We start from the raw sequence: 24,754 nt of genomic DNA, 5'->3' as shown, positions 1-24,754 counted from the left end.
CCGTTACCGTGAAGGGTCGGTTTTTCCGACCCGCTAAGGCCGAAGCCCGCAAGGGCCCGGCGAATTAGGGTGGCACCGCGAGACTCTCGTCCCTTTACTGCGCAAGCGGTATGAGGACGGGAGTCTTTTTTACGGACAGATTCGAACGCCGCCCCTTTTGCTCAGGCCCGCCCTTTGCTACGACAACGCGTCTTTCCGTCATTGCAACATTGCAGTTGAGAGGGTCGATCCGTATTCCGCACTACCGGTTTTTCGGACGCTCCGCAGCCGCGGAGCCGCTCCTGGAACATATTGACTTGAAGCGTACAGCGTACCGAATAAGGGAGGAAAAGAGACGATGTTTAAAGTATTGGTATCCGATCCGATCAGCGATCTGGGAATTCAGCAGCTGGTGGAAGCGGCGGATGTGCAGGTGGACAAAAAGACAGGGCTGTCCGAAGCCGAATTGATCGAAATTATCGGCGAGTATGACGCGCTCCTCGTTCGCAGCCAAACGAAAGTGACCGAAAACATCATGAACGCGGGCACGCGCCTCAAAGTCGTGGGCCGCGCGGGAGTCGGGGTCGACAATATCGACCTTCCGGCGGCGACGGGACGCGGCATCATCGTCATCAACGCTCCCGACGGCAATACGATCACCACGTGCGAGCATGCTTTCGCGATGATGATGGCGCTTGCCCGCCATATTCCGCAGGCTTATGCCAAAACGGTCGGCGGAGAGTGGGACCGCAAATTCCTCGGCGTCGAGCTGCGCAACAAAAAGCTGGGCGTACTCGGAATGGGCCGGATCGGCAGCGAAGTCGCCAAGCGCGCCAAAGCGTTCGGCATGGACATTCTCGGTTACGATCCGTTCCTGACCGAAGAGCGCGCGGAAAAGCTCGGGGTCAAGCTGTCCAGCGTCGACGACATCGTGAAAAACGCCGACTTTATTACGGTGCATACCCCTCTGACTCCCGAAACCAAACATATGATTTCTTCCGCCCAGTTCGCCGTGATGAAAAAAGGCATGCGGATCGTCAACTGCGCACGCGGCGGCGTCGTGGACGAAGCCGCGCTGGTCGAAGCGATCGATCAGGGCATCGTGGCGGGCGCGGCGTTCGACGTCTTCGAGCAGGAGCCTCCGGCTCCGGATCACCCGTTCCTGAACAATCCGAAAATCATCGTGACGCCCCACCTGGGCGCTTCGACGGTCGAGGCGCAGGAAAACGTCGCGATCGACGTATCCGAGCAGGTGCTGCATATTTTGCGCGACGAGCCGTTCAAAAACGCGGTCAACATGCCTCCTGTCGCCAGCAGCGTCATGAACAAGCTCCAGCCGTACTTCTCGATCGGCGAAAAACTCGGCAGCTTCGCTTCGCAGACCGCTTCGGCGGCCATCAAGTCGATCCGTATCGACTACGCCGGCGAGCTGTCCGAAGTCGATACGCAGCCGCTGACCCGCTATATCGTCAAAGGCATCCTTTCCCGCCACCTGGGCGGCGACGTCAACATCGTCAACTCCCTGCATCTGGCCAAAATCCGCGACTTGAACATTCAGGTCAGCAGTTCGTCCGCGACCAAGGGCTTCACCAACCTTATCACGGTGACGCTTGTCGAGCAGGGCGATAGACAGCGTTCGGTATCCGGCACTTTGCTGTACGGTTACGGCGAACGGATCGTGCAGGTCAACGAGTTCCCGATCGACTCCGCGCCGGACAGCCATCTGCTGCTCATTTCGCACAACGACCAGCCGGGCATCATCGGCAGCATGGGCACGCTGCTCGGCCGCAACGAGGTCAACATCGCGACGATGCAGGTCGGCCGAAAAGTCGTCGGCGGCGAAGCGGTCATGCTGCTGAGCGTCGACAAAGAAGTGCCGAAAAACGTACTGACCGAGCTTGTCGGTCTCCCGGCCATCAACTCGGCGCAGGAAATTTCGCTGTAAGAACTGCCCTGCCTGCCGTCCTGGCCCCAAAGTCGGCAAGGCCGTGCCGGCAACCAACAAAAAGCTGTACGCCAAGTTTGATCGGCGTACAGCTTTTCGCGTTTCCGCGGCCTCCGGCACAGATCCGGCGCTTTACTCCTCCGGTTCTTCCCAGCCGCGCGTCCGTTCGACCGCATTCTGCCAGCGGCGATACTTCTTCTCCCGCCGCTCTTTGTCCATCTCCGGCTTGAAACGGGCGGCCGGAGGATTGAACGAACGGAACTGCTCCAGCTCCCATAATCCGCACTGCAGCCCCGCCAGCATCGCTGCGCCGAGAGCCGTCGTTTCGGTCTGCTCCGTACGCACGACTTCCAGCCCGAGAATGTCCGCCTGGAACTGCATCAAAACGCTGTTCCGGACCGCTCCTCCGTCCACCCGCAGTTCGCGCAGCGGAATGCCGGAATCTTTTTCCATCGCATTCGTGACGTCTCGCGTCTGCATCGCCAGCGATTCCAGCGTCGCCCGCGCGATATGTCCCGGCTGCGTTCCGCGCGTAAGCCCGAATATCGCGCCGCGCGCATACATGTCCCAGTACGGCGCTCCAAGCCCCGTGAAAGCCGGGACGATCACGACGCCGCCCGAGTCTTCGACGCTTGCCGCCAGAGCTTCCGACTCGGCCGGATTTTCGATCAGATTCAATCCGTCCTTCAACCATTCCACCGCCGCTCCGGCAACGAACACGCTGCCTTCGAGCGCATAATGCAGCTCGTTCTTCCACCCCCAGGCAATCGTGGACAGAAGTCCGTGCGTCGAACTTACTCGCTCGCTGCCGGTATTCAGCAGAATGAAGCAGCCGGTGCCGTAAGTGTTTTTGGCATGTCCGGCTTCCACGCAGGCATGGCCGAACAAGGCGGCCTGCTGGTCCCCCAGCACCGATGCGATCGGAATTTCCGCTCCGCCGAACCATTCCGGCAGCGTCCGCCCGAAGTCGGCTCCGGACATCAGCACCTCCGGCAGCATCGAAGAGGGAATACGGAGCTCGCGCAGCAGCCGCTCGTCCCAATCCAGCCGGTTGATATCGAACAGCATGGTACGCGAAGCGTTCGTTACGTCGGTCACATGCGACTTTCCGCCGGTGAGCTTCCAGATCAGCCAGGTATCGACCGTGCCGGCCAGCAGTTCCCCCGCCTCCGCGCGCTCGCGGGCCCCGGGAATATGCTCCAGCATCCAGGCGATCTTGGTCGCCGAGAAGTAAGCGTCGACGACCAGCCCCGTCGTTTCGCGGATATAAGGCTCCAGTCCGCGCTTCTTCAACTCTTCGCATAACGGGGCCGTCCGGCGATCCTGCCAGACGATGGCCGGGCCGATCGGACGGCCGCTGTCCCGTTCCCAGACCAGCGTCGTTTCGCGCTGGTTCGTAATGCCGATCGCCGTAATCCGTTCGGGCGCTATGCCGGAGACGGATATCGCTTCCCGCGCCGCTTCAAGCTGGCTGTTCCAGATTTCTTCCGGATCGTGTTCCACTTTGCCCGGAGCCGGAAAGCGCTGGGGAAATATCCGCTGACCTACCGCCACCGGACGCGCCTCCCCGTCAAAGACGATGGCTCGGGAACTCGTCGTTCCCTGATCCAACGCCAAAATATAGGTGCCGCTCATAATGGCTCCTCCCTTTCCACCGCTTTGCTTTCTTTAACCGAGGTTGCAAAAGGCTGAAACAAGCCGCATGCCCGCAGCGCCGCGCGGCCGATGCCCGAATAAAACAAAACATGCCGGAAATGCTCCGGCATGTTCGTCGTCAAGCAGTCCTTTTCGCGCGGCGCCCGTTCTGCCTATCCGGCGTTTTTTCCGTTCTTCAGCAGAATGACGCGGAATTTGGTTCCTTCTCCAACCACGCTTTCCACCTGAATGCGGCCTCCGTGCGCGTCGATGATGTTTTTGACGATCGCCAGGCCCAGACCGGTACCGCTGGAAGCGGCTCTCGTCCGGGCCTTATCCGCTTTGTAGAAACGTTCGAAAATATAAGGCACGTCCTCGGCCGGAATGCCGTGCCCTTCGTCCGCCACGTAAATGGTCAGCGCTTCGCCGTCTTCAATCGTCGGCTTGACCGCGATCGTGACCTTCCTCCCCGGCGGCGTGTGGCGGAAAGCGTTATCCAGCAAATTGGTCACGACCTGTTCCAGACGATCTTCGTCGGCCTGTTCCAGCACCAATTCGCCTTCCGCCCGTTCCAGCGAGAAGTCCAGCTCCCCTTCCTTCGCCCGGACCGCAAACTTGCGGTACACCCGTTCGACCAGTTCGCCGATCTCGACGCGGTTTCGCGAAATATCCGTGTGGCCGGCTTCCATGCGCGCCAGATCCAGCAGGTCCTTCACCAGGCGTCCCATGCGCAGCGACTCGTCGTGAATGACATGCAGCAGTTCGTCCCGCTCCGCCGGCGAATCGGCGAATCCGTCGAGCAGCGCTTCGCTGTAACCCTGCATCATCGACAGCGGAGTCCGGATCTCGTGAGAGACGTTCGCCACGAAGTCCTTGCGCATTTTCTCCAAGTTGACCGCTTCGGTCACGTCGCGCAGCACGGCGACCGCGCCGCGCACTTCGTTGTCCTGAAGCAGCGGAGCCATATTGACGGCCCATACGCTTTGACGGACGAGGACGTTCGCGCTTCGGTCCTCCAGCGTGCTCGTCACCTGCCGAAACAGCGGATACAGCGGCTCGGGAATCGTCGCGGAGGAAGCTTCGGCAGGCGACGGTTCTTCGCTGTCCCAGCTGATCGCCGCCCAGTCCTTCAGCAGCCGCTCTCCTCCGGGATTCGTCAGCTGCACCGTTCCGTCGCGTCCGAACGTGATCATGGCGTCGCTCATGCTGCGCAGCACGCCGGCCAGCTGTTCCTTTTCGATATTCAGATCGCGAATATTTTCTTCGAGACGGGCGGCCATGAGATTGAACGTGCTCGCCAATTCGCCGATCTCGTCATGCGCTTCCACATGCACGCGCGTCGCGTAATCGCCTCGCCGCACGGAATCCGCCGCATCGATCAGCTGACGCATGGGTTGGGTAATCTTCTTAAGCAGGAACAGCGCAAAGACGGTCGTCATGGAAAAGCCGATGACTCCCACGTAAATGAGCATTCGTTTGACCGCCGCGGAATTGGCGAACGTGATATCGACATACGGCAGCAAAAAAAAGCCCAGGGTCAGCAGCACGCAGGCCACGAGCCCGATAATCGTCAACCACAGCTTGCCGACCAGCGTCCGCCATAGGGTGCCGACCCTTTCAGCCCACCCCGTCATTTACTTCGGAACCTCGAGTTTATAGCCTACGCCCCACACCGTCGTAATCATGGACGCGGAATCGGGCGAAACCTTGTTCAACTTTTCGCGCAATCTCTTGACATGCGTATCGACGGTCCGGAGATCGCCGAAAAACTCGTAGTTCCATACATCCTTAAGCAGCTCCTCGCGGGAAAACACTTTGTCCGGAGAGACGGCCAGATAGTGCAGAAGCTCGTATTCTTTCGGCGTCAGGCTCACTTCGTGTCCGCCGGCAAGCACGCGATGCGCGTCGTGTTCGATTGTCAGATGCGGGAACACGATGTTGTTGCTCGTGCCGTTCTCTTTGGTCAAATAAGCGGTCGCCGAAGAACGGCGCAGAATCGCCTTCACCCGATATATGACTTCCCGCGGGCTGAACGGCTTGACGACGTAATCGTCGGCGCCCACTTCGAAGCCCTGTACGCGGTTGACCTCTTCGCCTTTGGCGGTCAGCATCAGCACCGGCGTCGCCTTGACCTGCCGCAGACGCGCGCAGACCTCCACGCCGTCGATCCCCGGCAGCATGACGTCGAGAATGACCAGCGTATAGTCGCCTTCGGTCGCCTTCTGCAGAGCGGTCTCCCCGTCCTCGGCTTCTTCGATTTCATAGCCTTCTTTTTCCAGATACATCCGAAGCAGACGCCGGATTCTCTCTTCGTCGTCCACTACGAGAATTCGCTCTTTTTGATCAGCCACGCTGCCACAATCCTTTCATCTGCGATATGCCGCGGAACACGGGCCTTTCCCGCTTCGGTACCCGCGGCGCGGGCACGGCATCGGAATCGGTCCTGTCCGAAATCAAGCTTTTTATTTGTCGTTCTTTTTGTCCGCAAGCTGCTTGAGCTCGTTGACTTCGCTCGCGGTCAGGTGACGGAACAGACCCCGCTTCAGGTTTTGCAAATACAAATTCCCCATGGAAATCCGCTTAAGCCGCTTGACCGGATGCGAAATCGCGTCGAACATGCGCCGAACCTGACGGTTTTTTCCTTCATAAATCGTAATCCGGATCGTCGCCTGCTTCTTCTCCTGATCCACGTCGTAATAATCGAGTTCGGCCGGCGCGGTCATCCCGTCTTCCAGCTGAATTCCCCGTCTTAATTTATCGAGGGAGTCTCCGTGAGGGATTCCTTCTACCGTTGCCAGATACGTTTTCGGCACATGGTGGCTCGGGTGCGTCAACTTTTGGGCGAGTTCGCCGTCGTTGGTCAACAGCAGCAGCCCTTCCGAATCGTAGTCCAGGCGGCCTACCGGGTAGACGCGCTCTTTGATTCCTTTGATGTAATCGGTTACGACCTTTCGGCCTTCCGGATCGGTTGCGCTCGTAATGACGCCTTTCGGCTTGTTCAACATCAAGTACAGCTTTTTCTGCGCCTTGATGGCCCGGCCGCTGACCGTAATCTCGTCGGTATCCGGATCGGCTTTGGTTCCCAGCGCCGTTACGACCTCGCCGTTAACCTCCACCTTGCCCGCCAGAATGAGCTCCTCGCATTTCCGTCTCGAAGCTACACCCGCCTGGGCCAAAATCTTCTGTAATCGTTCCATAGTCATCCAGTCACCTCATCTTCCATCATACCCATAGACACGTAAAATCACAAGCGCAACTGCGCCTCGCCTTCACCTTTTCGCCATCGTTTTCCGTCTGCAGAAACGCCGATCGGCTGCTGCCCAGCGAGACGCATCGACCGCGGGCAAGCGGCAGCGGCCACTTCAAAATCCGACTCTACCCTCATTACCCGAAAAAGACTTCGAGGCCCTTCCCTGATGCAGAGAAGAGCCTCGAACGGATATGAGACCGGCCCCGAGGGGCTGCTTTTACTAAGAGTTCGGCGCAAAAGCGCGAAGGTTCCCGATAACCGGAAGCCCCGAGCGGCCCCTTAGGCTAACGACTTTCGTCGCCGGGCCCGGCTTCCGGACTCTCCTCGCTCCAGCTTTCGTCCGGCAAGCCTTCGCTTTCTTCATCGGCAGAAGATTCCGAGGCGCCGAACAGCAGCCTGTCTTCTTCTTCCGAGGCGATCATCGCTTCGAACGCCGAAGCGTCAGGCAGTTCTTCGAGGCCGCCGAGCCCGAAATAGTCGAGGAAAGCTTTGGTCGTGCCGTACAGAATGGGTCGCCCGATCGCGTCGGCCCGTCCGGTCTCGACGATCAGGTTTTTGTTCGTCAGCGTATGAATCGCCCGCTCCGACTTGACCCCGCGAATCTCTTCGATCTCGATTCGCGTGATCGGCTGGCGGTACGCCACGATCGCCAGCGTTTCCAGCGCCGCCTGCGACAGCGTCGCCCGCGACGGCGAATACGCCAGCCGTTCGTAATATTCCGAATGCTCCGGCAGCGTGGCCAGATGGTAAGCGCCGGCCAGCTTGGTCACCCGCACGCCGCGGCCCGACTTGCGCAGGTCCCGCTGCAGGCTTTCGACCGCTTTTTGCGCTTCGCCCGGCTTGCATTCCGTGATCTCGGCAACCTGCCGCACGGTCAAACCTTCGTCTCCCGCCAAAAACAGAAGACCTTCAATAATTGATTTCAACGTCTGCAAATCCATTTGACGCCGTTTCCCCTCTCCACTCCATTACGATGTCGTCGAACAGCCGATCCTGATAGCAGCTCACCTGCTTCATCTTCATCAGTTCGAGTACGGCGAGGAACGTCACGACGATCTCCTGTCTGTACATCCGTTCGTTCAACACACTCGAGAACAATATTCTGCCGCCGGGGCCCGCGCCGCGCAGCGCTCCTTCGAGTTCGCGCATCCGGTCCCTGACGGAAATCTCGTCGCGCCGAATGCGGGCGACGACCGGCTTGCGGTCGGCCCGCATCAGCGCGCGCTGCAGGGCCGACACCAAGTCGGCCACATGCAGTCCCTCGACGGGATTCGAAGATTCCTCCGGAAGGAACGGCGCAAGGTCGTCCGGTTCCCGGATATAGATACGGCCGCGCTCGTGTTCCTTCTCGTGCAGCAGGCCCGCGATGCTCTTATACTTCCGATACTCGGTCAGCCTGCGAATCAGGTCCTCCCGCGGATCGGGCTCTTCCTCTTCGTAGAAATCGTACTCGTCCATATCCATGACCGGAGGTTTGGGCAGCAGCAGTTTGCTCTTGATCGCGAGCAGCGTCGCCGCCATCACGAGGAATTCGCTCGTTACTTCCAGCTCGAGTTCCTGCATGGTGCGCAGGTAGTCCATGTACTGCTCCGTAATCATGCTGATGGAAATCTGTTGAATATCGATCTCCGCCTTGTCGATCAGGTGCAGCAGCAGGTCGAGCGGACCTTCGAACGTTTCCAGTTTGTAAAGTACAGTCAAGCCGTTTCCCCTCCGCCCGTATTGCGAACGGTCAGCCCTTGAATTGACGGCTCAGGCTGGCCATCTCGATCGCCGCCATCGCCGAATCCCAGCCTTTGTTGCCGGCTTTGGTTCCCGCGCGTTCGATCGCCTGTTCGATATTTTCGGTGGTGACGAGGCCGAAGATCGTCGGAACGCCCGTTTTCAAATTGATCGCGGATACGCCTTTCGCCACTTCGTTGCAGACATAATCGTAATGCGTCGTGGAGCCGCGAATAACTGTTCCGAGCGTGATCACCGCGTCGTATTTGCCGCTTTCGGCCATCTTTTGCGCGATGAGCGGCATCTCGAACGCTCCCGGCACCCAGGCCACGTCGACGTCATTGTCTTCGACGCCGTGCCGCTTCAGCGCGTCAAGCGCTCCGGACAGCAGTTTCGACGTGATGAACTCGTTGAATCTGCCTACGACGATCCCGAACTTATATCCCTGCGATACCAAGTGTCCTTCGAATACGTTTGCCATTTGTCATCAACCATCCTTTGTCTATTGTATACCAGATTGACCGGTTTGTAGCCTTCGTTTTACAAATTTCTTGATTAGCGTCCGTTAGAACTTCTTTCCGTTCTCGGGCAAGCTCGGCGCTTCGTTCTGTTCCAGAGGCTGGAGCTCTTCCGGCGGCGTCTTCGCTTGTCCGCTCGGACCGAAGTTCAGCAGATGTCCCAGCTTCGACTGCTTCGTATGCAGGTAGCCGGTATTGTCCGCATTTTCCGGCATTTGGATCGGCACCCGTTCGACGACTTCCAGACCGTGTCCCTGCAGCCCTTTGATCTTGCGGGGATTGTTGGTCAGAAGCCGGATCTGCCGAACGCCCAGATCGCTCAGGATCTGCGCCCCGATGCCGTATTCCCGCAAATCGGCGGCGAAGCCGAGCGCCAAGTTGGCGTCGACCGTGTCCATGCCTTCTTCCTGCAGCTTGTACGCCTTCAGTTTGTTGACCAACCCGATGCCGCGTCCTTCCTGCCGCATATACAGCAGAATGCCAGAGCCTTCCGCTTCGATCTGCCGCATCGCCGCTTCGAACTGCGGACCGCAGTCGCAGCGGTGCGAATGGAACACGTCGCCCGTCAAGCATTCCGAATGCACCCGCAGCAGCACCGGACGCTCGGGATCGATCTCTCCCTTGACCAAGGCAACATGCTCTTTGTCGTCGATTTTGTTGCTGTACGCGACGGCCCGGAATTCGCCGTAGTCCGTCGGCATCCGCACTTCGACTTCGCGACGGATCAGCTGTTCGCGCTCGCTGCGGTATTGAATCAGGTCTTTGATGCTGATCAGCTTCATGTTCCACTTCTTCGCCATTTCGATCAGATCCGGCAGCCGCGCCATCGATCCGTCTTCCTTAATGACTTCGCAGATCACGCCCGCAGGCTCCGCGCCGCTCAGCCGCGCCAGATCGACGGCCGCTTCCGTGTGGCCGGCCCGCCGCAGCACGCCGCCGTCTTTGGCGATCAGCGGAAACATATGCCCCGGCCGGCGGAAATCGTCGGCCGTCATTTCGAGCTGCGTAATCGCGCGCGCCGTAACCGCCCGTTCGTGCGCCGAAATGCCGGTCGTCGTCTTCACATGGTCGACCGACACCGTAAAGGCCGTCCCGTGAAAGTCCGTGTTGCGGGTCGTCATTGGCTCAAGTTCCAGCAGCGCCGCACGTTCGCGGGTAATCGGCAGACAGACGAGCCCGCGTCCTTCCGTAATCATGAAGTTGATGACTTCCGGCGTAACCCGGTCGGCCAGCGCGATAAAATCGCCTTCGTTCTCCCGGTCTTCGTCGTCGACGACCAGCACGATTTTGCCGGCTTTCAGATCCGCCAGCGCGTCGTCGATGGCGTCGAACGCGAATCGTTCATCCATGCTTTCTCCTCCTTCATTCTTCGCCCCGACCTTATGCTTTCGGTCAGGCGTACCCATGGCGCGACAAGAAACTTTCGTCGATGGCAGAGAACGTCTTCGCCTCCGTCTTGTCCGCTGTTCCGAAGCCGAGCAGGTGCTCGACGTACTTGCCCAAAATGTCGCATTCGACGTTGACGGAACTTCCCGCCTTTTTATGCTGCAGCGCCGTTTCCCCCAGCGTGTGCGGAATGATCGATACGCCGAAATAGCCGTTTTCCGCATGAGTCACCGTCAAGCTGACACCGTCGATCGCGATCGATCCTTTGCCGATCACGTAGCGCATCATATGCGGGTCGTCCGCCTTGAACGTGAAGACGACGGCGTTCTGATCCCGCTCGACCGATACGACCGAGGCCGTGCCGTCGACGTGTCCCTGCACGATATGGCCGCCGAAGCGCCCGTTCGCCGCCAGCGCCCGCTCCAGATTGACCGGGCTGCCGCTGCCCAGCATGCTGAGATTGCTGCTCCGGTACGTCTGCGGCATCACGTCGACCGTGAACGAGTCGCGTTCGTAGCTCGTCACCGTCAGACAGACGCCGTTGACGGCGATACTGTCTCCGATCGCGACGTTTTCCAGCACTTTTTTGGCGCCGAGGGTCAGTACCATCGCTTCGCCGCGCCGGTCGGCGCGCCGCAGGCTGCCCACTTCTTCGATCAGGCCGGTAAACATGGGCTCCACCTCCTTCTGTCTTTGCGTTTGGATAAGGTGCACGAAATACCGCTCCGGCAGCCTCTGTTCGGTGCATGCAAAAAGCCCCGCTATCGGACGGATGTCCGAGTGCGGGGCTTGGGATTGAAAAGCGAGCTAACGCGTATTTGCCGAATTTTCGGTGCGCAAACAAGCACGAAAGCCCGAAAAGCGGACTCCTGCCGTTGGCATCTATCAAACTCGAACGGCCGAGCCGAACATGTGAAAAAGGAAGAGATATCCCGGATGAACGTCCGCGAAATTCACTGTTCTCACCTGCACATACGGCTCCGCCCGATATCCTGCATACGCTCGAAAGCGAGCCGTTCAGCAACGGTTCCTGGGCGCGAATGCACGGCAAATACGACGGTTCCTTTTCTCTTTCTCCCATCCAGACTATTACTGTCGGTCCCGGAATCGCACCGGGTCAACCGAAACGCTCTTGAAAGAGCGATCCGGGTCACGGACTTCGGCCGCCGATCCCGAGGATCATGCGCCGTCACCGCCGGTGGGGAATTGCGCCCCGCCCCGAAAGAGTGGTATGCGTATCCGGAAATTGCCCGGAATACGGTATTGGTTATGATGGTAGCACGGTTGATCGTGAAATGCAATGACGGACGATACGGTGATCGAACAGAGCTACCTGAAAATGATCAGCAGCGTGCTCACCATGGTTCTGCCTTTGTAAGATTGAAAATACATCGTGTTGTCGTTATACGTATACAGCATTTGGTAAGCGAATTCCCCCATCTCGTCCAGCCCTTCCGTATCAGGCTTCCCCAGCGTTTTTTTCACGCTTGCGAAAGTCTTTGTACTCAGGTCGTCCGACTCGATCAGGACGGAAGAAAATTTGCCGCCGGCTCCCTCAAAACAAAAGGCGGTGTTAGGAAGACGTTCAAAAATAAAAAACTCGCCGCCGAAGTAATAAAAAGAGTCCGTCTGCTTGCCGTAAATTTTTTGCACTTGGCTCTTGGTCATCCCGGTATGGACGCCCAAGCCCGGAACCTTGCCGGCAGCGACGAATCGGGCCGTCTGCTTATTCAAAACGATTTTGTTTTTGGACATCGGTACCGCGGCTTTGCTTGAAACCGAGATCGGCGAAATCGCTTCTCTCTGGACGGAATTCCCCTGCGCTCCCGCCCCGGTCCCGCAAGCAAGGCTTCCCAGCAGCAGGACCGATACGGCAAAACCGGATGTTAAAATGCTTTTCATGGTTCCCCTCTTTTCATCAATTTCCCGAAAAGTCAACGTATGCCCCAATCGGTCAAAAACGTCGAATGATCACTTTCGCGGCTTCCGCTTGTTTTTTTGTCCCGAATACCAAAATCCCCAAGCGCAGATGGCCATGACCAGAAAAGGATACATCGCCGTTCCGTTCGGCCAGGGCAGCACCAGAAGCATTAAAAGCCCAATAAGGAAAAAGACGGCATACCCGATTTGCAAAAAACGCTGCATGTTGATAACCCCTTTTGCCGAAAATAGTCGTCTCGACTTCTCGATGATTCGATAACTTCAATATACACCATATGTTTCGAAAACGGTTAACTTCATTCGTCCGCACGGCGGTTCCCTTCCATCGGCAGACGCAAAAGCCCCCGCCGGATCTTCTCCGTCGGGGGCTTCCGAGATGCAAATCCGTTCGGAATCACTCCGTAACGACCTTCACTTCTTTCATTTTGTCGCCCTGCTTCATGCCGTCGATGAATTCCATGCCGCTGATCACTTTGCCGAATACGGTGTGAACGCCGTCCAAATGCGGCTGAGGGCCGTAGCAGATGAAGAACTGGCTTCCGCCCGTGTTCTTGCCCGCGTGAGCCATCGACAGAACGCCTTTGGCATGCTTCGTCACGTTGGTATCCGTCTCGCAGTCGATCTGCCAGCCCGGGCCGCCGGTGCCGGTGCCGTTCGGGCATCCGCCCTGGGCGACGAATCCCGGAATGACGCGGTGGAAAGACAGGCCGTTATAGAAACCGGAGTTGGCCAGCTTCTCGAAGTTCGCTACCGTGTTCGGCGCTTCTTCCGGCAAAAATTCGATTTCGACGCTGCCGCCGTTTTCGAGCTCGATATATCCTTTTTTCATCATGGTCATCTCCCTTGAATGTTCGTATGGATGCATTATCGATCTGGCCGATCCCGTCCCAACGGGACGATTCGGCAACCTTAACCAGTGTACCCGAAATAAAAAAATAACGCAAAGCAGAGATCGAATCGGAAAGCTGTTCAAAATCGATTTTTCGATCGAGTTTCGGCAGCTCCGACTCTTCTCTGTTTCTTAACTCATCTCTAAGCTTCTCCATATCGCTAAAACGGAAATCCGTGTCAGACCAACATCGGAATCACTGCGGTAAGCGCGGTAGCCAAAGCATTGTTGACGATATGCACGATGACGCCCGGCCAAATGGACTGGGTTCGATAAAACAAGTAAGAAGTCGCAAGACCGGTTACGAAAGCAACAATAAAAAGCAGCACTAATACTTTTGCAAGTACAAACACCCCGACTCCGAAAACCGCTCCTTGAAAAAGCCACTTGCGCGATACACGCTTAAGGCCGAAAGATAACGGGTTTCGAATTCTAATCGCATAGGCCGCCAAAAATGCGCCTAATCCCGCCAAAGCAGAAAGAGCTGAAAGGCTTAGGCCGTAAAAAACGGTAACGTTCGGCATCATCCAATTGATCGTATACGCTCCGAAAAAAACAATGAGCGTGTGGGCAAGCAGACATACGAGAATTTCGGGCCAGCCTGGACGGCGAAGCCCGTCGATGGGTTGTTGCATCTACTTTATCTATCCTCTCTTTTGCCATAGTAACGTTTAGATCCTGTCCGCTTACATCACCTTAATCAAAATAGAAAAGTTCCTCAAATTTTTTATCCAACGCGATGCAGCAAATGAGAGCCAGCTTAGCGGTCGGATTAAATTGTCCGGTTTCGATCGAACTGATCGTATTTCGAGACACGCCGACCAAGCGAGCGAGTTCGACTTGGGATAACTTCTTTTCCGTTCTTGCTTCTTTCAGCCGATTGCGGAGAATTAATTTTTCTTCCATTCCCTTATCCTCCGTAGATTCCGATCAGGTTCACAAAATGAAAAACCGACAGAATGATTGCCGACAACGTGTAAATAATCGAGAGCACAATATCCCGTTTGCGCTTCATTCGAATGGCTTTGACGATAAAGCCGGCAGCCGGAACGGAAAAGATTACTGCGTAGAGAGCAAAATCAAAACCATCGCCCAACAAGGTCTGTGTTACGAAAAATATGGTAGCCAGCAAGATCGCCGTAATAGAACCGGCAAAGCCCGCCGTAATTTCGGCTTCTCGTTTAAACAGATCCCGATTTTTATTTTCCTGTCTGCTTTTTAACAAAACCTCTTCTTTATTGATAAAATCCTCTCCTTTCCCTGCCAAGTTTACTTGTCAACAAGTTATTAAAAACATATTTGCTCAGCGTCAGGATGCGTATACCGTCGTACAGCACGATTAAGGTCACGGAAATCTTTATCTTTTAACAAAAAAACTCTAGATTCCATTGAATAGTCAATAGAATCTAGAGTTTACGTCTAATTGAAAATCTTTATAAATCTCTTACTTCGCTTCGACGCCCTGCTTCGCCAGGCGGGCCGGAACCACGTCGTTGCCCGTGATGTCTTCCAGGCTCTCGCGGCGGACGACCAGATCGCTCTGCCCGTCCTTGACGAAGACCACGGCCGGACGGCGGATGCGGTTGTAGTTGCTCGCCATCGCGTAGTTGTAAGCGCCGGTGCAGGCCACGGCCAGCAGATCGCCGGTATTCGGCTTCGGCAGCTCGAGGTCCCAGATCAGCATGTCGCCGCTCTCGCAGCATTTGCCGGCGATCGAGACCGTCTCTTCGTTGGCGTCGCCGGCGCGGTTCGCCAGCATCGCTTCGTATTTGGATTCGTACAGCGCCGGACGCGGGTTGTCGGTCATGCCGCCGTCCACCGCCACGTATTTGCGCACGCCCGGAATGTCTTTGCTCGTGCCGACCGTGTACAGCGTCGTGCCGGCGTCGCCGACGATGCTGCGCCCCGGTTCGACCCAGATCTGCGGAAGCTGCGCGCCGATGCCGGCGAAGTGCTTTTTCACGCCGTCCGTGATCGCTTTGACGTAGTCGGCCACTTCCAGCGGCGTGTCGCCTTCCGTGTAACGAATGCCGAAGCCGCCGCCCAGGTTGACGACTTTGAACTCGACGCCGAGCTGTTCCTTCACGCCGCGCGCGAATCCGGCGACGCGTTCCACCGCCATCTCGAAGCCGTCCGTCTCGAAGATCTGCGAGCCGATGTGGGAGTGCAGGCCCAGCAGCTCGAGATTCGGCAGCTCCGAAGCCGTCTTGACCGCTTCGATCGCCGTGCCGTTCTGGATGTCGAAGCCGAACTTCGAATCCGTCTGACCGGTGGAAATGTACTCGTGCGTATGCGCTTCGACGCCCGGCGTCACTCTCAGCAGAATGCTGACCTGTACGCCGCGGTCCGCCCCGATCGCCTGAAGCATCTGCAGTTCCGTGAAGTTGTCCGCCACGAAGCAGCCGATCTTCGCGTCCAGCGCCATCTCGATCTCGTCCGGCGTCTTGTTGTTGCCGTGGAAATGGATGCGTTCCGCCGGGAAGCCCGCCTGCAGCGCCGTGTGCAGTTCGCCGTCGGATACGACGTCCAGCGACAGCCCTTCTTCGTCCGCGAGACGGCACATGGCCAGCGTGCTGAACGCTTTGCTCGCATACGCGACCTGGAATGTCAGACCCGAAGCTTCGAACGCCTGACGGTATTCGCGGGCGCGCCGGCGGATCAGCGTCTCGTCCATAATATACAGCGGAGTGCCGTACGTCTGCTTCAGTTCGACGACGTCGCAGCCTCCGATTTCCAAATGCCCCGCGGCATTGATTTTGCTGGTTCCGTGCAGATACATGTGAATTCCTCCGATGTGTTCCGGGACTTCGGCCTATCCGCCATAAGCAAAGAGGGCCTGCGCCGGGATTTGTTCCCAGTATAGCAGACCCTCGAATCCGCGCTGAATGGACTAATGCGCAGTTGATTTGTGTTTTTGTCCGAAGCTTCGGAACCTTACATTTTCGGGATGATGCTCAGCACGAGGCTGAGGAATTTCTCTTTGACCATTTCCGCCGTCTCCATGACTTCTTCGTGCGACAGCGGCTGGTCGAGAATGCCGGCCGCCATATTGGTGATGCAGGAAATGCCCAGCACTTCGATGCCGGCGTGGCGCGCCACGATCGTCTCGGAAACGGTCGACATGCCGACGGCATCCGCGCCGAGCGCGCGCAGCATCCGGATCTCGGCCGGCGTCTCGTACGACGGACCGAGCAGGCCGGCATACACGCCTTCCCGGAAAGTGAAGTCATGCTCCGACGCCGCTTCCGACGCCGCCGCACGCAGTCTGCGGCTGTAAGCTTCGGACATGTCCGGGAAACGCACGCCCAGCGACGCGTCGTTCGGCCCGATCAGCGGACTTTTGCCGGTCAGGTTGAGATGGTCCGTCAGCAGCATGAGATCGCCCGGTTTAAAGGAAGTATTGACGCCGCCGGCCGCGTTCGTGACGAGCAGGCCGGATACGCCCAGGTTTTTCATGACGCGTACCGGGAAAGCCGTCACTTCCGGACCGTAACCTTCATACATGTGGAACCGGCCTTTCATCATGACGACGGGACGTCCTTGAATGGTACCGAGCAGCAGCTCGCCTTCGTGCCCTTCAACGGTCGATACCGGGAAATGAGGAATATCTTCGTAAGGAATCGAGACGGCGTCTTCGATGAGGTTCGCCAGAATACCCAGGCCGGAACCGAGAATAAGGCCGATCTCAGGGACGATATCCGTCTTGGAGCGGATGTAGTCCGCCGCCTCCCGGATGCTGTTTGCGTTCGTGTTCGTTGTCGTCATAGGTTGCACACTCCGTTTGCGTAATTTTTGAACCTGCACGTCTACCGGCCTTTAGGCGCGGGGATGGTGCAGCTCGTAGACTTCTTTCATATTGCGTTTCATCACGTGCGTATAGATCTGCGTGGTCGAAATGTCCGAGTGGCCCAGCATTTCTTGGACCGAGCGCAGGTCGGCGCCGTTTTCGAGCAGATGGGCCGCGAAGGAATGGCGCAGCGTGTGCGGCGTAATGTCCGTCTCGATCCCGGCTTCCTTGGCGTGCTTTTTGATAATCTTCCAAAACCCCTGCCGGGTCAGCCGCGTGCCCAGCTGATTCAGGAACAGCGCCTCTTCGCCCCCGTGCTTGACGAGCTGATCCCGCATCGGCCCGAGATAAGCGGCCACGGATTCCGCCGTCATCCGGCCGATCGGCACGATCCGTTCCTTGCCGGCCGCGCCGCAGCGCAGAAACTTCAGCTGCAAATCGATGTCGCCGAGATTCAGCGCGATCAGCTCGGACACCCGGATGCCCGTCGCATAGAGCACTTCCAGCATCGCCTTGTCGCGCGCGCCCTGAGCGCCCGACGGATCGGGCGCGCCCAGCAGCCGTTCGACTTCTTCCACCGTCAGCACGACGGGCAGTCTTTTTTCCGGCTTGGGCGTTTCCAGATCCATCGAAGGGTCCTGAACGACGAGAGACTGCCGAATCAGATAATGAAAAAACGAACGGATGGAAACGGAAGCGCGAATGACCGTGGACGGCGCCTTGCCCAAACGTTTCATTTCGTTCAAATAAGCGGCGATATGCGATTTGCGCACTTCGTCTACGGCCGCGAGCCCGCGTCCTTCCGCAAACTCGATAAACTGTGCCAGATCGCGCCTGTACGATTCGAGCGTGCTTGCGGAGCGTCCTTTTTCTTCCGACATGTATGTGATAAACGCATCCAAGTGCGTATTCATTGGTGGACCCCCTCCAAACTTTCCTCAGGAAAGCCGCATGCTGCCCGTTCGGGCGGACCGCCGAATCCCGTTTGACATAAAGATTTCCACAGTTCCGGCCTAACTCCTTCTTTGAAAAAGAGAAAATCCGCTTTTAACCGCCGCAAAAAACCCCGAACGGATCGCTTCCGATCCGCCGGGGCCGGGCTGCGGCGTTTACGCCGTAAAAAGAACGGGATTCGCCGAATTCCCGCTGCTTATCTTATCCGTTATCTTCTTCCTTTGCTCTGCAGCGGTGACAGATCCCCTGAAAATCGAGCCTGTGATCCAGAACGGTAAACCGGTATTCTTTCTCCAACCGCTCTTCGAGCGGCAGCAGCCAATCCTCCCGAATCTCGTCCATGCTGCCGCACTGCACGCAAATCAGATGGTGGTGGTGATGTTTGTTCGACTCGCCTCTCAGATCGTAGCGAGAGACGCCGTCGCCGAAATTGAGCTTCTCCACCACATGCATCTCGCTGAGCAGCTCCAGCGTCCGGTACACGGTGGCCAGACCGATCTCCGGCGCCTTTTCCTTGACCAGCATGAACACGTCTTCCGCGCTCAGATGGTCCTCTTCGTTTTCCAGCAAAACGCGAACGGTGGCTTCCCGCTGGGGCGTCAATTTGTATCCCTTGGACTGCAGCTGCTGTTTGATTTTATCGATCCGCGCTTCCATAGCTTCTCCTCCCCCTCGGAGCATGCCCGTTCTTGCCGGCCGTTCTCCAGTCAAACTCACGTTCCCTATTATAGAAGTTAGCCGGGTTTAAAGTCAAACCCTTCCGGCACGTTCAGACGGGCCATTTTCCGGTCAACGTGCGAAGCTGCCAGGCGTACACGGCCATAAGCGTCTTCGCGTCGCTGATCCGTCCGGCGCGGATATGTTCGAATGCCTCGTCCAGCGTAATTTCCGTCAATTCGAGAAACTCGTCTTCGTCGGGATTCAGCTTTCCCTCGGTCAGCTCTTCCGCCGCGTAGAAGTGAATGATTTCGTCCGCGAAGCCCGGCGACGTGTAAAAAGACGACAGATGGATCAACTCCGGCGCCTGATAGCCCGTCTCCTCTTCCAGCTCGCGGGCCGCCGCTTCGCGCGGATCTTCGCCCGGTTCCAGCTTGCCTGCCGGGATCTCGATTTCCGTGCGGCCGAGCGGCTGCCGGAACTGCTCGACGACGAGCAGTTTGTCGCCTTTGAGCGCTACGACGGCCACCGCGCCCGGATGCTTAACGATTTCCCGCTTCGCCTTCGTGCCGTCGTACAGCTCGACCGTATCGACCTGGACTTTGATGATTTTCCCGTCGAAAATCGGCTCGGTCTCCAGCGTTTTTTCCCACAATTTTTCTTTGCCTGGTTCCATGTTCCGGTTCCGCCCTTTCGCGTTTATGAAATGGAATGCCCGATATGCCTTAAGCTTAAGCCCGTACCGACTGCCGCACGATCTCGACGATGAATTCCGCCAGTTTGCTCAGGTCGTCGACTTTGATTTTCTCTGCGGTCGTATGAATGTCTTCGTAGCCGACCGACAGGTTGACCGTCGGTACGCCGAAGCCGTTGAACACGTTGGCGTCGCTGCCGCCGCCCGATTGGAAAGTGCGCCCGCCGAGGCCCAGTTTCGCCGCGGCTTTTTTGGCCAGCTGCACGACTTCCGAATCGTCCGTATGGCTGAACGACGGATACACGATGCGGCTCTCGAACGTCGGCACCGCGCCGAATTCCGTGCAGGCGGATTCCAGCGCTTCCTTCATCGAAGCGATCTGCGCCTCCACCTTCTCCTGCACGACGCTGCGCGCTTCGGCTTCCAGTTTGGCATAGTCGGTGACCACGTTCGTCGCGCCGCCGCCGGAGAAGCTGCCGATGTTCGCCGTCGTATCCTTGTCGATGCGGCCCAGCTTCATGCGGGAGATGGCTTTGCCGGCCACTTGAATGGCGCTGATGCCGTCTTCCGGATTGACGCCGGCATGCGCCGACTTCCCGCGGATTTCCATCGTGATCTTGGCCTGCGTCGGCGCCAATACGGCGATCGCCCCCACTTCCCCGTTCGAATCGACGGCAAAGCCGAGATCGGCGTCGAGCAGCGAGGCGTCCATCGCCCGTGCGCCCATCAAACCCGACTCCTCCCCGGCCGTGATGACGAATTGGATCTGGCCGTGCGGGATCGCCTGTTCGCGCAGCACGCGGATCAGTTCCAGCAGCGCGGCGACGCCCGCTTTGTCGTCGGCGCCGAGGATGGTATCCCCCGAGCTGCGAATCCATCCGTCTTCCCCGATCACCGGCTTGATGCCGCGTCCCGGCATTACCGTATCCATATGGCAGGTAAAGAACAGCTTCGGCGCGTCCGTCCCTTCCGTCGCAGGCAGCAGCGCGATCAGGTTGCCCGATCCGTGGCCGGAACGCGACGCCGAGTCGTCCTCGGTCACTTCCAATCCGTGCAGCTTGAATTTGCTGGTCAGCACGTCCGCGATCAGCCGTTCGTTTTTGGTCTCGCTGTCGATCTGCACCAATTCCAGGAATTCGTGCACCAGTCTTTGTGTATCGATCATCAAAACTTCCCTCCGCTTTCCCGATAAGCTAAAATAGATTCCATGACGGGGCCCTCGTCGGCATCCCTGGCGGGCAGCCCCGTTTATCTCTTCTATCTTACTAGGAAACGCGGGAAAAACCAAAAAAGCCGCTTTCCGAAAGAGCGGCTTGATCTGACAATTCACGAAAAGAGGTTTGACGGCTGTATGCAGAACAAAAAATGGTTCAAAATTTTTATCTGGCTTATGCTCATCGCCATGGTCGGTTCGGTGTTCCTCGGACTGCTGGAGATTTTTGTGTAACCGAGAGTTCCCGAGCCTTTACGGGCAGCAAAAAGAGCTTCGGCTTCGCGCGGACGTCCGCGCGGGCCGAGGCTCTTTTTCGGTCGTGTTTCGGTACAGATGTTTCAGTACAGCTTCGTATCGTCGGAGTATCCTTCCAGATTCTCTTTCACCCGCTGCAGGAAGCGTCCGCAGATCAGGCCGTCGAGAATCCGGTGGTCCAGCGACAGGCAGAAGTTCGCCATCGAACGGACGCCGACCATGTCATTGATCACGACCGGACGTTTGACGATCGACTCGAACGTGAGCTGCGCCGCCTGCGGATAATTGATGATCGGCTGCGACAGGATCGAACCGAACGAGCCCGTATTGTTGACGGTGAACGTTCCGCCCTGCATGTCGTCGAGCTTCAGCGTGCGCTCGCGCGTGCGGCGGGCCAGATCTTCGATCTCCATCGCCAGGCCCGCGATATTTTTCTGATCCGCCTTCTGAATGACCGGCGTCATGACGGAATCTTCCGTGCCGACGGCGAGCGAGATGTTGATATCGCGCTTGACGATAATCTTGTCGACCGCCCAGACGGAGTTCATGATCGGATAATCTTTGATCGCGTTCACGACCGCCTTGATGACGAACGCCGGATACGTCAGGTTGACGCCTTCTTTGCGCTTGAACTCGTCCTTGTGCTTGTTGCGCAGTTTGACCAGATTGGTCATGTCGACTTCGATCATCATCCAGCCGTGCGGAATTTCCAGCACGCTCTGGCGCATCCGGCTCGCGATCGTGTTGCGAATCGGCGTGACGTCGATATACGTCTCGTTGCGGCCCCGGCCGGAGTCTTCGACTTCGATCTTCGGCAGCGGAGGATTCTCGCTGAGATGCAGGCCGGAATGCCGGACTTCGTTGTAGCCCGCAGGGCCAGACGCCGCGAACTGCGGCGGCTGCGGAGCGCCGAACGATGCCGCCTGGCCGAAAGCCGGCGCGGCGGGCTGCGGCGACGGCTGCGCCGCCGGAGCGGCCGGCTCGGCCGCCCGGGACGCGCCTCCGCGCTCCAGGTACTGGAGCACGTCTTTGCGCGTCACCCGGCCGCCCATGCCGCTGCCGGGAATGACGGCCGGATCGAGGCCGTGCTGCGCCGCCAGCGCCTGCACCGCCGGCGAGTAGCGGGCGCGCATGCCGCCCGTGCCGCCGGCCGGCGCGCCCTGCGGCGCGGCGGAAGCGCCCGAAGGCGAAGCCGGGCGCGGGGCCGCCGAAGCGGAGCCGGAGGCCGCCTGCGGCGCCGCGGCCGGAGCTTCCGGCGCGGCTTCCGCGCCGCCGGTCACGATGCGGCAGATGATCTCGCCGACGGCGATCTCCTGGCCTTCGGCGGCCAGCAGTTCGCCCATGACGCCTTCTTCCGTGGAAGGGATCTCGGCGTTGACTTTATCGGTGATGACTTCGCAGATCGGCTCGTACAGATCGACGGAATCGCCGGGACGCTTCAGCCATTTGGCGATCGTCGCGGATACGAGCGACTCGGCGAGCTGAGGCATCGCGATATCTTTTTGCGTGGAATTCGGTGTGCTCATGGCTTTCACTCCTCTATATGTGCAGTGCCGGTCAGTAAAGGGCCAGTTCTCGCATGGCGTGCAGCAGCTTGTCCTTGCTGAGCATGAAGAACTTCTCCTGCGGCGGGTTGATCGGCATCGCCGGGGCATCCGGACCGCACAGACGGCGGATCGGCGCATCCAGGTCGTACAGGCATTCCTCGGCGATGATCGCGGCCACTTCCGCGCCCACGCCGCCGGTCTTGTTGTCCTCGTGCACGATCAGCACTTTGCCGGTGCGGCGTACCGCTTCCACGATCGCTTCTCGGTCGAGCGGCTGGATGGTGCGCAGATCAAGGATATGGCTCGTGATGCCTTCCTTCTCCAGCTCTTCGGCGGCCTGCATGGCGAAATGCAGCGGCAGGCTGTAGCTGATGACGGTAATGTCGTCGCCTTCTCGCAGCAGGTTCGCTTTGCCGATCGGAACGACGTAGTCATCCTCCGGCACGTCTTCCTTGATCAGCTTATAGCACTTTTTGTTTTCGAAAAAGAGCACCGGATCGGGATCCCGCACGGCCGCTTTCAGCAGTCCCTTCGCGTCGTACGCGGAGTAAGGCGCCACGATCTTAAGCCCCGGCGTGCCGAAGAAAATCGATTCCGGACACTGCGAATGATACAGGCCGCCGAAAATGCCGCCGCCGATCGGCGCGCGCACGACGATCGGGCAGTCCCAGTCGTTATTGGAGCGGTAGCGGATCTTGGCCGCTTCGCTGATAATCTGGTTGGTAGCCGGCAGCATAAAGTCCGAATACTGCATCTCGGCGATCGGCTTCATGCCGACCATCGCAGCGCCGATCGCCACGCCGGCGATCGCGGATTCCGCCAGCGGCGTATCGATGACGCGGTCTTCGCCGAACTGCTCCTGCAGCCCCTTCGTCGTCGTGAAGACGCCGCCCTTGACGCCTACGTCCTCGCCCAGCACGAAGACGGACGGATCCTGCTCCATCTCTTCCTTCATCGCCAGACGAATGGCGTCGATATATTCCATCATCGGCATATCAGTTCAGTCCTCCCTGTCCGTCTCCGTCGCCCGCATACACATGCAGCAGCGTGTCTTCCGCGCGCGGATACGGCGCTTTGTCCGCATACTCCGTCGCTTCCTTCAATTCTTGGGCGACTTCTTTCAGGTATGCTTCTTCCTGCTCCTCGCTCCACAGTCCCGCTTCGATCAGGTACTGCTTATAGCGCGGAATGCCGTCCTTTTTCCAATTGGCGTCGACTTCTTCCTTCGTCCGGTACGCCAGGTCGTTGTCCGACGTGGAATGCGGCGACAGGCGGTACATCATCGCTTCGATCAGCGTCGGTCCCTCTCCGTTCACGCCGCGCTCCCGCGCTTCGCTTACGGTGCGGAACATGGCCAGCGCGTCGTTGCCGTCCACGCGCACGCCCGGGAAGCCGTAACCCAGCGCCCGGTCGCTCACCTTGCCTGCCAGCTGTTTGGCGATCGGCACGGAAATGGCGTATTGGTTGTTCTCGCACATCATGATGACCGGAAGCTTCTGCACGCCCGCAAAGTTCGCGCCTTCGTGGAAATCGCCCTGGTTGCTGGAGCCTTCGCCGAACGTCACGAACGATACCGCTCCTTCGCCGCGCATTTTCGAGGCCAATGCCGCTCCGACGGCATGCGGAACCTGCGTCGTGACCGGACTCGATCCGGTCAGCACGCGCAGCCTTTTGCTGCCGAAGTGCCCCGGCATCTGGCGTCCGCCGCTGTTCGGGTCTTCCGCTTTCGCGAAAGCCGACAGCATCAGTTCGCGGGTCGTCATGCCTACGGCCAGCATAAATCCGTAATCGCGGTAGTAAGGCAGGAAATAATCTTTGTCCGTATCGAGCGCGAACGCCGCGGCGACCTGCGCCGTTTCCTGCCCGATGCCCGATACGTGAAAGTTGATTTTGCCCGCCCGCTGCAGCAGGTGGCAGCGCTCGTCGAACTTGCGCGCAAGCAGCATGCATTTGTACATCTCGACGGCGCGGCGGTCGTCCAGTCCGGCCGCTTCGTGCTGGGACTGCGGGGCAGCCGTTCCATTTTGGTTCATCACGGGAACCTCCTTAAATGTCGTAAACGATTATGAAGTGACGCTCTTGTTGCTTTCTTCGGGATCTTCCCCGGTCTATACTTACCCGTCCCGCGGCCTTTTTCGCCTTCGAACGCTGTTTTCATCCGCTGTCTAACACAACGTCTTAAAACCAGGTACTAATTCCGAACCCGAACTCATTATAAGCCTTTTTACGTGAAAAAGAAAAGCGCCGCTTTACCGCGAGTGGGCAAGGGGCGGATCGATTCGTTTCGACGGATAGGCGAAATCCCGTTCCGCTGTCCGCGCGGAACGGGATTTCGCAAACGATCGGCGCTTCTGAGACGGAAGAGGCCGCTCTGGCGCCGCA

General features: G+C 58.3%; 26 protein-coding genes and 1 riboswitch. Of the genes, 2 read left to right on the top strand and 24 right to left on the bottom strand.

What is annotated here, in order from left to right; genetic code table 11:
- Positions 1-337: 337 nt before the first annotated feature.
- Positions 338-1,924 (top strand): phosphoglycerate dehydrogenase, encoded by a 1,587-nt coding sequence (gene serA / locus GYN08_RS02760; RefSeq protein ID WP_166272283.1) that lies wholly within the window; start codon positions 338-340, stop codon positions 1,922-1,924.
- 132 nt (positions 1,925-2,056) lie between these two features.
- On the opposite strand, the gene glpK is transcribed toward serA, so the two are convergent.
- From glpK to GYN08_RS02655, 21 genes are all read right to left on the bottom strand, one after another.
- Positions 2,057-3,559: a glycerol kinase GlpK gene (glpK, locus tag GYN08_RS02755; RefSeq protein ID WP_166272281.1), complete on the bottom strand. Its 1,503-nt coding sequence runs from the start codon at positions 3,557-3,559 to the stop codon at positions 2,057-2,059.
- A 173-nt stretch (positions 3,560-3,732) separates the two neighbouring features.
- Positions 3,733-5,193 carry a HAMP domain-containing sensor histidine kinase gene (locus GYN08_RS02750; RefSeq protein WP_166272279.1) on the bottom strand — a complete coding sequence of 487 codons (1,461 nt, stop codon included), beginning with the start codon at positions 5,191-5,193 and terminating at the stop codon, positions 3,733-3,735.
- The gene (locus tag GYN08_RS02745; RefSeq protein ID WP_166272277.1) at positions 5,194-5,910 is read right to left on the bottom strand and encodes a response regulator transcription factor; all 717 of its coding nucleotides are present in this window, start codon (positions 5,908-5,910) and stop codon (positions 5,194-5,196) included.
- Between the two features lie 111 nt (positions 5,911-6,021).
- The gene (locus GYN08_RS02740; RefSeq protein WP_166273084.1) at positions 6,022-6,756 is read right to left on the bottom strand and encodes a pseudouridine synthase; all 735 of its coding nucleotides are present in this window, start codon (positions 6,754-6,756) and stop codon (positions 6,022-6,024) included.
- 337 nt (positions 6,757-7,093) lie between these two features.
- Positions 7,094-7,750: an SMC-Scp complex subunit ScpB gene (scpB, locus tag GYN08_RS02735; protein WP_166272275.1), complete on the bottom strand. Its 657-nt coding sequence runs from the start codon at positions 7,748-7,750 to the stop codon at positions 7,094-7,096.
- Complete coding sequence (locus tag GYN08_RS02730) at positions 7,719-8,510, bottom strand: segregation and condensation protein A (RefSeq protein ID WP_166272273.1); 792 nt, start codon at positions 8,508-8,510, stop codon at positions 7,719-7,721. The genes scpB and GYN08_RS02730 overlap by 32 nt, the downstream gene beginning before the upstream one ends.
- Positions 8,511-8,541: 31 nt before the next feature.
- Complete coding sequence (gene ribH / locus GYN08_RS02725; RefSeq protein WP_166272271.1) at positions 8,542-9,012, bottom strand: 6,7-dimethyl-8-ribityllumazine synthase; 471 nt, start codon at positions 9,010-9,012, stop codon at positions 8,542-8,544.
- 84 nt (positions 9,013-9,096) lie between these two features.
- Complete coding sequence (locus GYN08_RS02720; RefSeq protein WP_166272269.1) at positions 9,097-10,398, bottom strand: bifunctional 3,4-dihydroxy-2-butanone-4-phosphate synthase/GTP cyclohydrolase II; 1,302 nt, start codon at positions 10,396-10,398, stop codon at positions 9,097-9,099.
- Between the two features lie 43 nt (positions 10,399-10,441).
- The gene (gene ribE, locus GYN08_RS02715; RefSeq protein ID WP_166272267.1) at positions 10,442-11,107 is read right to left on the bottom strand and encodes a riboflavin synthase; all 666 of its coding nucleotides are present in this window, start codon (positions 11,105-11,107) and stop codon (positions 10,442-10,444) included.
- Positions 11,108-11,500: 393 nt separating this feature from the next.
- Positions 11,501-11,665: riboswitch (FMN riboswitch) on the bottom strand.
- A gap of 99 nt (positions 11,666-11,764) precedes the next feature.
- Positions 11,765-12,337 carry a hypothetical protein gene (locus tag GYN08_RS02710; protein WP_166272265.1) on the bottom strand — a complete coding sequence of 191 codons (573 nt, stop codon included), beginning with the start codon at positions 12,335-12,337 and terminating at the stop codon, positions 11,765-11,767.
- Between the two features lie 52 nt (positions 12,338-12,389).
- On the bottom strand, positions 12,390-12,686 hold the full coding sequence (locus GYN08_RS02705) for a hypothetical protein (protein ID WP_166272263.1): 297 nt from the start codon (positions 12,684-12,686) through the stop codon (positions 12,390-12,392).
- 84 nt (positions 12,687-12,770) lie between these two features.
- Complete coding sequence (locus tag GYN08_RS02700; protein WP_166273083.1) at positions 12,771-13,205, bottom strand: peptidylprolyl isomerase; 435 nt, start codon at positions 13,203-13,205, stop codon at positions 12,771-12,773.
- Positions 13,206-13,444: 239 nt separating this feature from the next.
- Complete coding sequence (locus tag GYN08_RS02695; protein ID WP_166272261.1) at positions 13,445-13,900, bottom strand: CPBP family intramembrane glutamic endopeptidase; 456 nt, start codon at positions 13,898-13,900, stop codon at positions 13,445-13,447.
- A gap of 61 nt (positions 13,901-13,961) precedes the next feature.
- On the bottom strand, positions 13,962-14,171 hold the full coding sequence (locus tag GYN08_RS02690) for a helix-turn-helix transcriptional regulator (RefSeq protein ID WP_166272259.1): 210 nt from the start codon (positions 14,169-14,171) through the stop codon (positions 13,962-13,964).
- Between the two features lie 4 nt (positions 14,172-14,175).
- The gene (locus tag GYN08_RS02685) at positions 14,176-14,532 is read right to left on the bottom strand and encodes a DUF6442 family protein (protein WP_166272257.1); all 357 of its coding nucleotides are present in this window, start codon (positions 14,530-14,532) and stop codon (positions 14,176-14,178) included.
- Between the two features lie 177 nt (positions 14,533-14,709).
- The gene (gene lysA, locus GYN08_RS02680; protein WP_166272255.1) at positions 14,710-16,044 is read right to left on the bottom strand and encodes a diaminopimelate decarboxylase; all 1,335 of its coding nucleotides are present in this window, start codon (positions 16,042-16,044) and stop codon (positions 14,710-14,712) included.
- Between the two features lie 155 nt (positions 16,045-16,199).
- Positions 16,200-17,030: a purine-nucleoside phosphorylase gene (locus GYN08_RS02675; protein ID WP_166272253.1), complete on the bottom strand. Its 831-nt coding sequence runs from the start codon at positions 17,028-17,030 to the stop codon at positions 16,200-16,202.
- Between the two features lie 51 nt (positions 17,031-17,081).
- Positions 17,082-17,966 carry a site-specific tyrosine recombinase XerD gene (xerD, locus tag GYN08_RS02670; RefSeq protein ID WP_166272251.1) on the bottom strand — a complete coding sequence of 295 codons (885 nt, stop codon included), beginning with the start codon at positions 17,964-17,966 and terminating at the stop codon, positions 17,082-17,084.
- Between the two features lie 241 nt (positions 17,967-18,207).
- Positions 18,208-18,663 (bottom strand): ferric iron uptake transcriptional regulator, encoded by a 456-nt coding sequence (gene fur / locus GYN08_RS02665; RefSeq protein ID WP_166272249.1) that lies wholly within the window; start codon positions 18,661-18,663, stop codon positions 18,208-18,210.
- Between the two features lie 112 nt (positions 18,664-18,775).
- The gene (locus tag GYN08_RS02660; protein ID WP_166272247.1) at positions 18,776-19,339 is read right to left on the bottom strand and encodes an NUDIX domain-containing protein; all 564 of its coding nucleotides are present in this window, start codon (positions 19,337-19,339) and stop codon (positions 18,776-18,778) included.
- Between the two features lie 55 nt (positions 19,340-19,394).
- Positions 19,395-20,522, bottom strand: coding sequence for a M20/M25/M40 family metallo-hydrolase (locus tag GYN08_RS02655; RefSeq protein ID WP_166272245.1), 1,128 nt, complete (start codon positions 20,520-20,522; stop codon positions 19,395-19,397).
- A 186-nt stretch (positions 20,523-20,708) separates the two neighbouring features.
- On the opposite strand from GYN08_RS02655, the gene prli42 reads away from it, so the two are divergent.
- Positions 20,709-20,804 carry a stressosome-associated protein Prli42 gene (gene prli42, locus GYN08_RS02650; RefSeq protein WP_166272243.1) on the top strand — a complete coding sequence of 32 codons (96 nt, stop codon included), beginning with the start codon at positions 20,709-20,711 and terminating at the stop codon, positions 20,802-20,804.
- Between the two features lie 104 nt (positions 20,805-20,908).
- On the opposite strand, the gene GYN08_RS02645 is transcribed toward prli42, so the two are convergent.
- From GYN08_RS02645 to GYN08_RS02635, 3 genes are read right to left on the bottom strand one after another with little or no spacing between them, the layout of a single operon-like run.
- On the bottom strand, positions 20,909-22,351 hold the full coding sequence (locus GYN08_RS02645) for a dihydrolipoamide acetyltransferase family protein (protein WP_166272241.1): 1,443 nt from the start codon (positions 22,349-22,351) through the stop codon (positions 20,909-20,911).
- Positions 22,352-22,382: 31 nt separating this feature from the next.
- Positions 22,383-23,366 (bottom strand): alpha-ketoacid dehydrogenase subunit beta, encoded by a 984-nt coding sequence (locus GYN08_RS02640; protein ID WP_166272239.1) that lies wholly within the window; start codon positions 23,364-23,366, stop codon positions 22,383-22,385.
- Position 23,367: 1 nt separating this feature from the next.
- Positions 23,368-24,405 carry a thiamine pyrophosphate-dependent dehydrogenase E1 component subunit alpha gene (locus tag GYN08_RS02635; protein WP_166272237.1) on the bottom strand — a complete coding sequence of 346 codons (1,038 nt, stop codon included), beginning with the start codon at positions 24,403-24,405 and terminating at the stop codon, positions 23,368-23,370.
- Positions 24,406-24,754: the final 349 nt, after the last annotated feature.

This window comes from Saccharibacillus alkalitolerans (assembly GCF_011090185.1).
GTDB lineage: Bacteria > Bacillota > Bacilli > Paenibacillales > Paenibacillaceae > Saccharibacillus > Saccharibacillus alkalitolerans.
This window is presented reverse-complemented; position numbering and strand designations above follow the sequence as displayed.

Excerpts from the sequence above, each read along its gene's own strand:
- fur (WP_166272249.1), bottom strand. The coding sequence starts at position 18,663 with ATGGAAGCGCGGATCGATAAAATCAAACAGCAGCTGCAGTCCAAGGGA.
- GYN08_RS02740 (WP_166273084.1), bottom strand. The coding sequence starts at position 6,756 with ATGGAACGATTACAGAAGATTTTGGCCCAGGCGGGTGTAGCTTCGAGA.
- serA (WP_166272283.1), top strand. The coding sequence starts at position 338 with ATGTTTAAAGTATTGGTATCCGATCCGATCAGCGATCTGGGAATTCAG.
- lysA (WP_166272255.1), bottom strand. The coding sequence starts at position 16,044 with ATGTATCTGCACGGAACCAGCAAAATCAATGCCGCGGGGCATTTGGAA.
- glpK (WP_166272281.1), bottom strand. The coding sequence starts at position 3,559 with ATGAGCGGCACCTATATTTTGGCGTTGGATCAGGGAACGACGAGTTCC.
- ribH (WP_166272271.1), bottom strand. The coding sequence starts at position 9,012 with ATGGCAAACGTATTCGAAGGACACTTGGTATCGCAGGGATATAAGTTC.
- GYN08_RS02750 (WP_166272279.1), bottom strand. The coding sequence starts at position 5,193 with ATGACGGGGTGGGCTGAAAGGGTCGGCACCCTATGGCGGACGCTGGTC.
- xerD (WP_166272251.1), bottom strand. The coding sequence starts at position 17,966 with ATGAATACGCACTTGGATGCGTTTATCACATACATGTCGGAAGAAAAA.
- GYN08_RS02645 (WP_166272241.1), bottom strand. The coding sequence starts at position 22,351 with ATGAGCACACCGAATTCCACGCAAAAAGATATCGCGATGCCTCAGCTC.
- GYN08_RS02640 (WP_166272239.1), bottom strand. The coding sequence starts at position 23,366 with ATGCCGATGATGGAATATATCGACGCCATTCGTCTGGCGATGAAGGAA.
- GYN08_RS02710 (WP_166272265.1), bottom strand. The coding sequence starts at position 12,337 with ATGAAAAGCATTTTAACATCCGGTTTTGCCGTATCGGTCCTGCTGCTG.
- GYN08_RS02695 (WP_166272261.1), bottom strand. The coding sequence starts at position 13,900 with ATGCAACAACCCATCGACGGGCTTCGCCGTCCAGGCTGGCCCGAAATT.
- GYN08_RS02635 (WP_166272237.1), bottom strand. The coding sequence starts at position 24,405 with ATGAACCAAAATGGAACGGCTGCCCCGCAGTCCCAGCACGAAGCGGCC.
- GYN08_RS02700 (WP_166273083.1), bottom strand. The coding sequence starts at position 13,205 with ATGAAAAAAGGATATATCGAGCTCGAAAACGGCGGCAGCGTCGAAATC.
- scpB (WP_166272275.1), bottom strand. The coding sequence starts at position 7,750 with ATGGATTTGCAGACGTTGAAATCAATTATTGAAGGTCTTCTGTTTTTG.
- GYN08_RS02720 (WP_166272269.1), bottom strand. The coding sequence starts at position 10,398 with ATGGATGAACGATTCGCGTTCGACGCCATCGACGACGCGCTGGCGGAT.
- GYN08_RS02655 (WP_166272245.1), bottom strand. The coding sequence starts at position 20,522 with ATGATCGATACACAAAGACTGGTGCACGAATTCCTGGAATTGGTGCAG.
- GYN08_RS02660 (WP_166272247.1), bottom strand. The coding sequence starts at position 19,339 with ATGGAACCAGGCAAAGAAAAATTGTGGGAAAAAACGCTGGAGACCGAG.
- GYN08_RS02690 (WP_166272259.1), bottom strand. The coding sequence starts at position 14,171 with ATGGAAGAAAAATTAATTCTCCGCAATCGGCTGAAAGAAGCAAGAACG.
- ribE (WP_166272267.1), bottom strand. The coding sequence starts at position 11,107 with ATGTTTACCGGCCTGATCGAAGAAGTGGGCAGCCTGCGGCGCGCCGAC.
- prli42 (WP_166272243.1), top strand. The coding sequence starts at position 20,709 with ATGCAGAACAAAAAATGGTTCAAAATTTTTATCTGGCTTATGCTCATC.
- GYN08_RS02675 (WP_166272253.1), bottom strand. The coding sequence starts at position 17,030 with ATGACGACAACGAACACGAACGCAAACAGCATCCGGGAGGCGGCGGAC.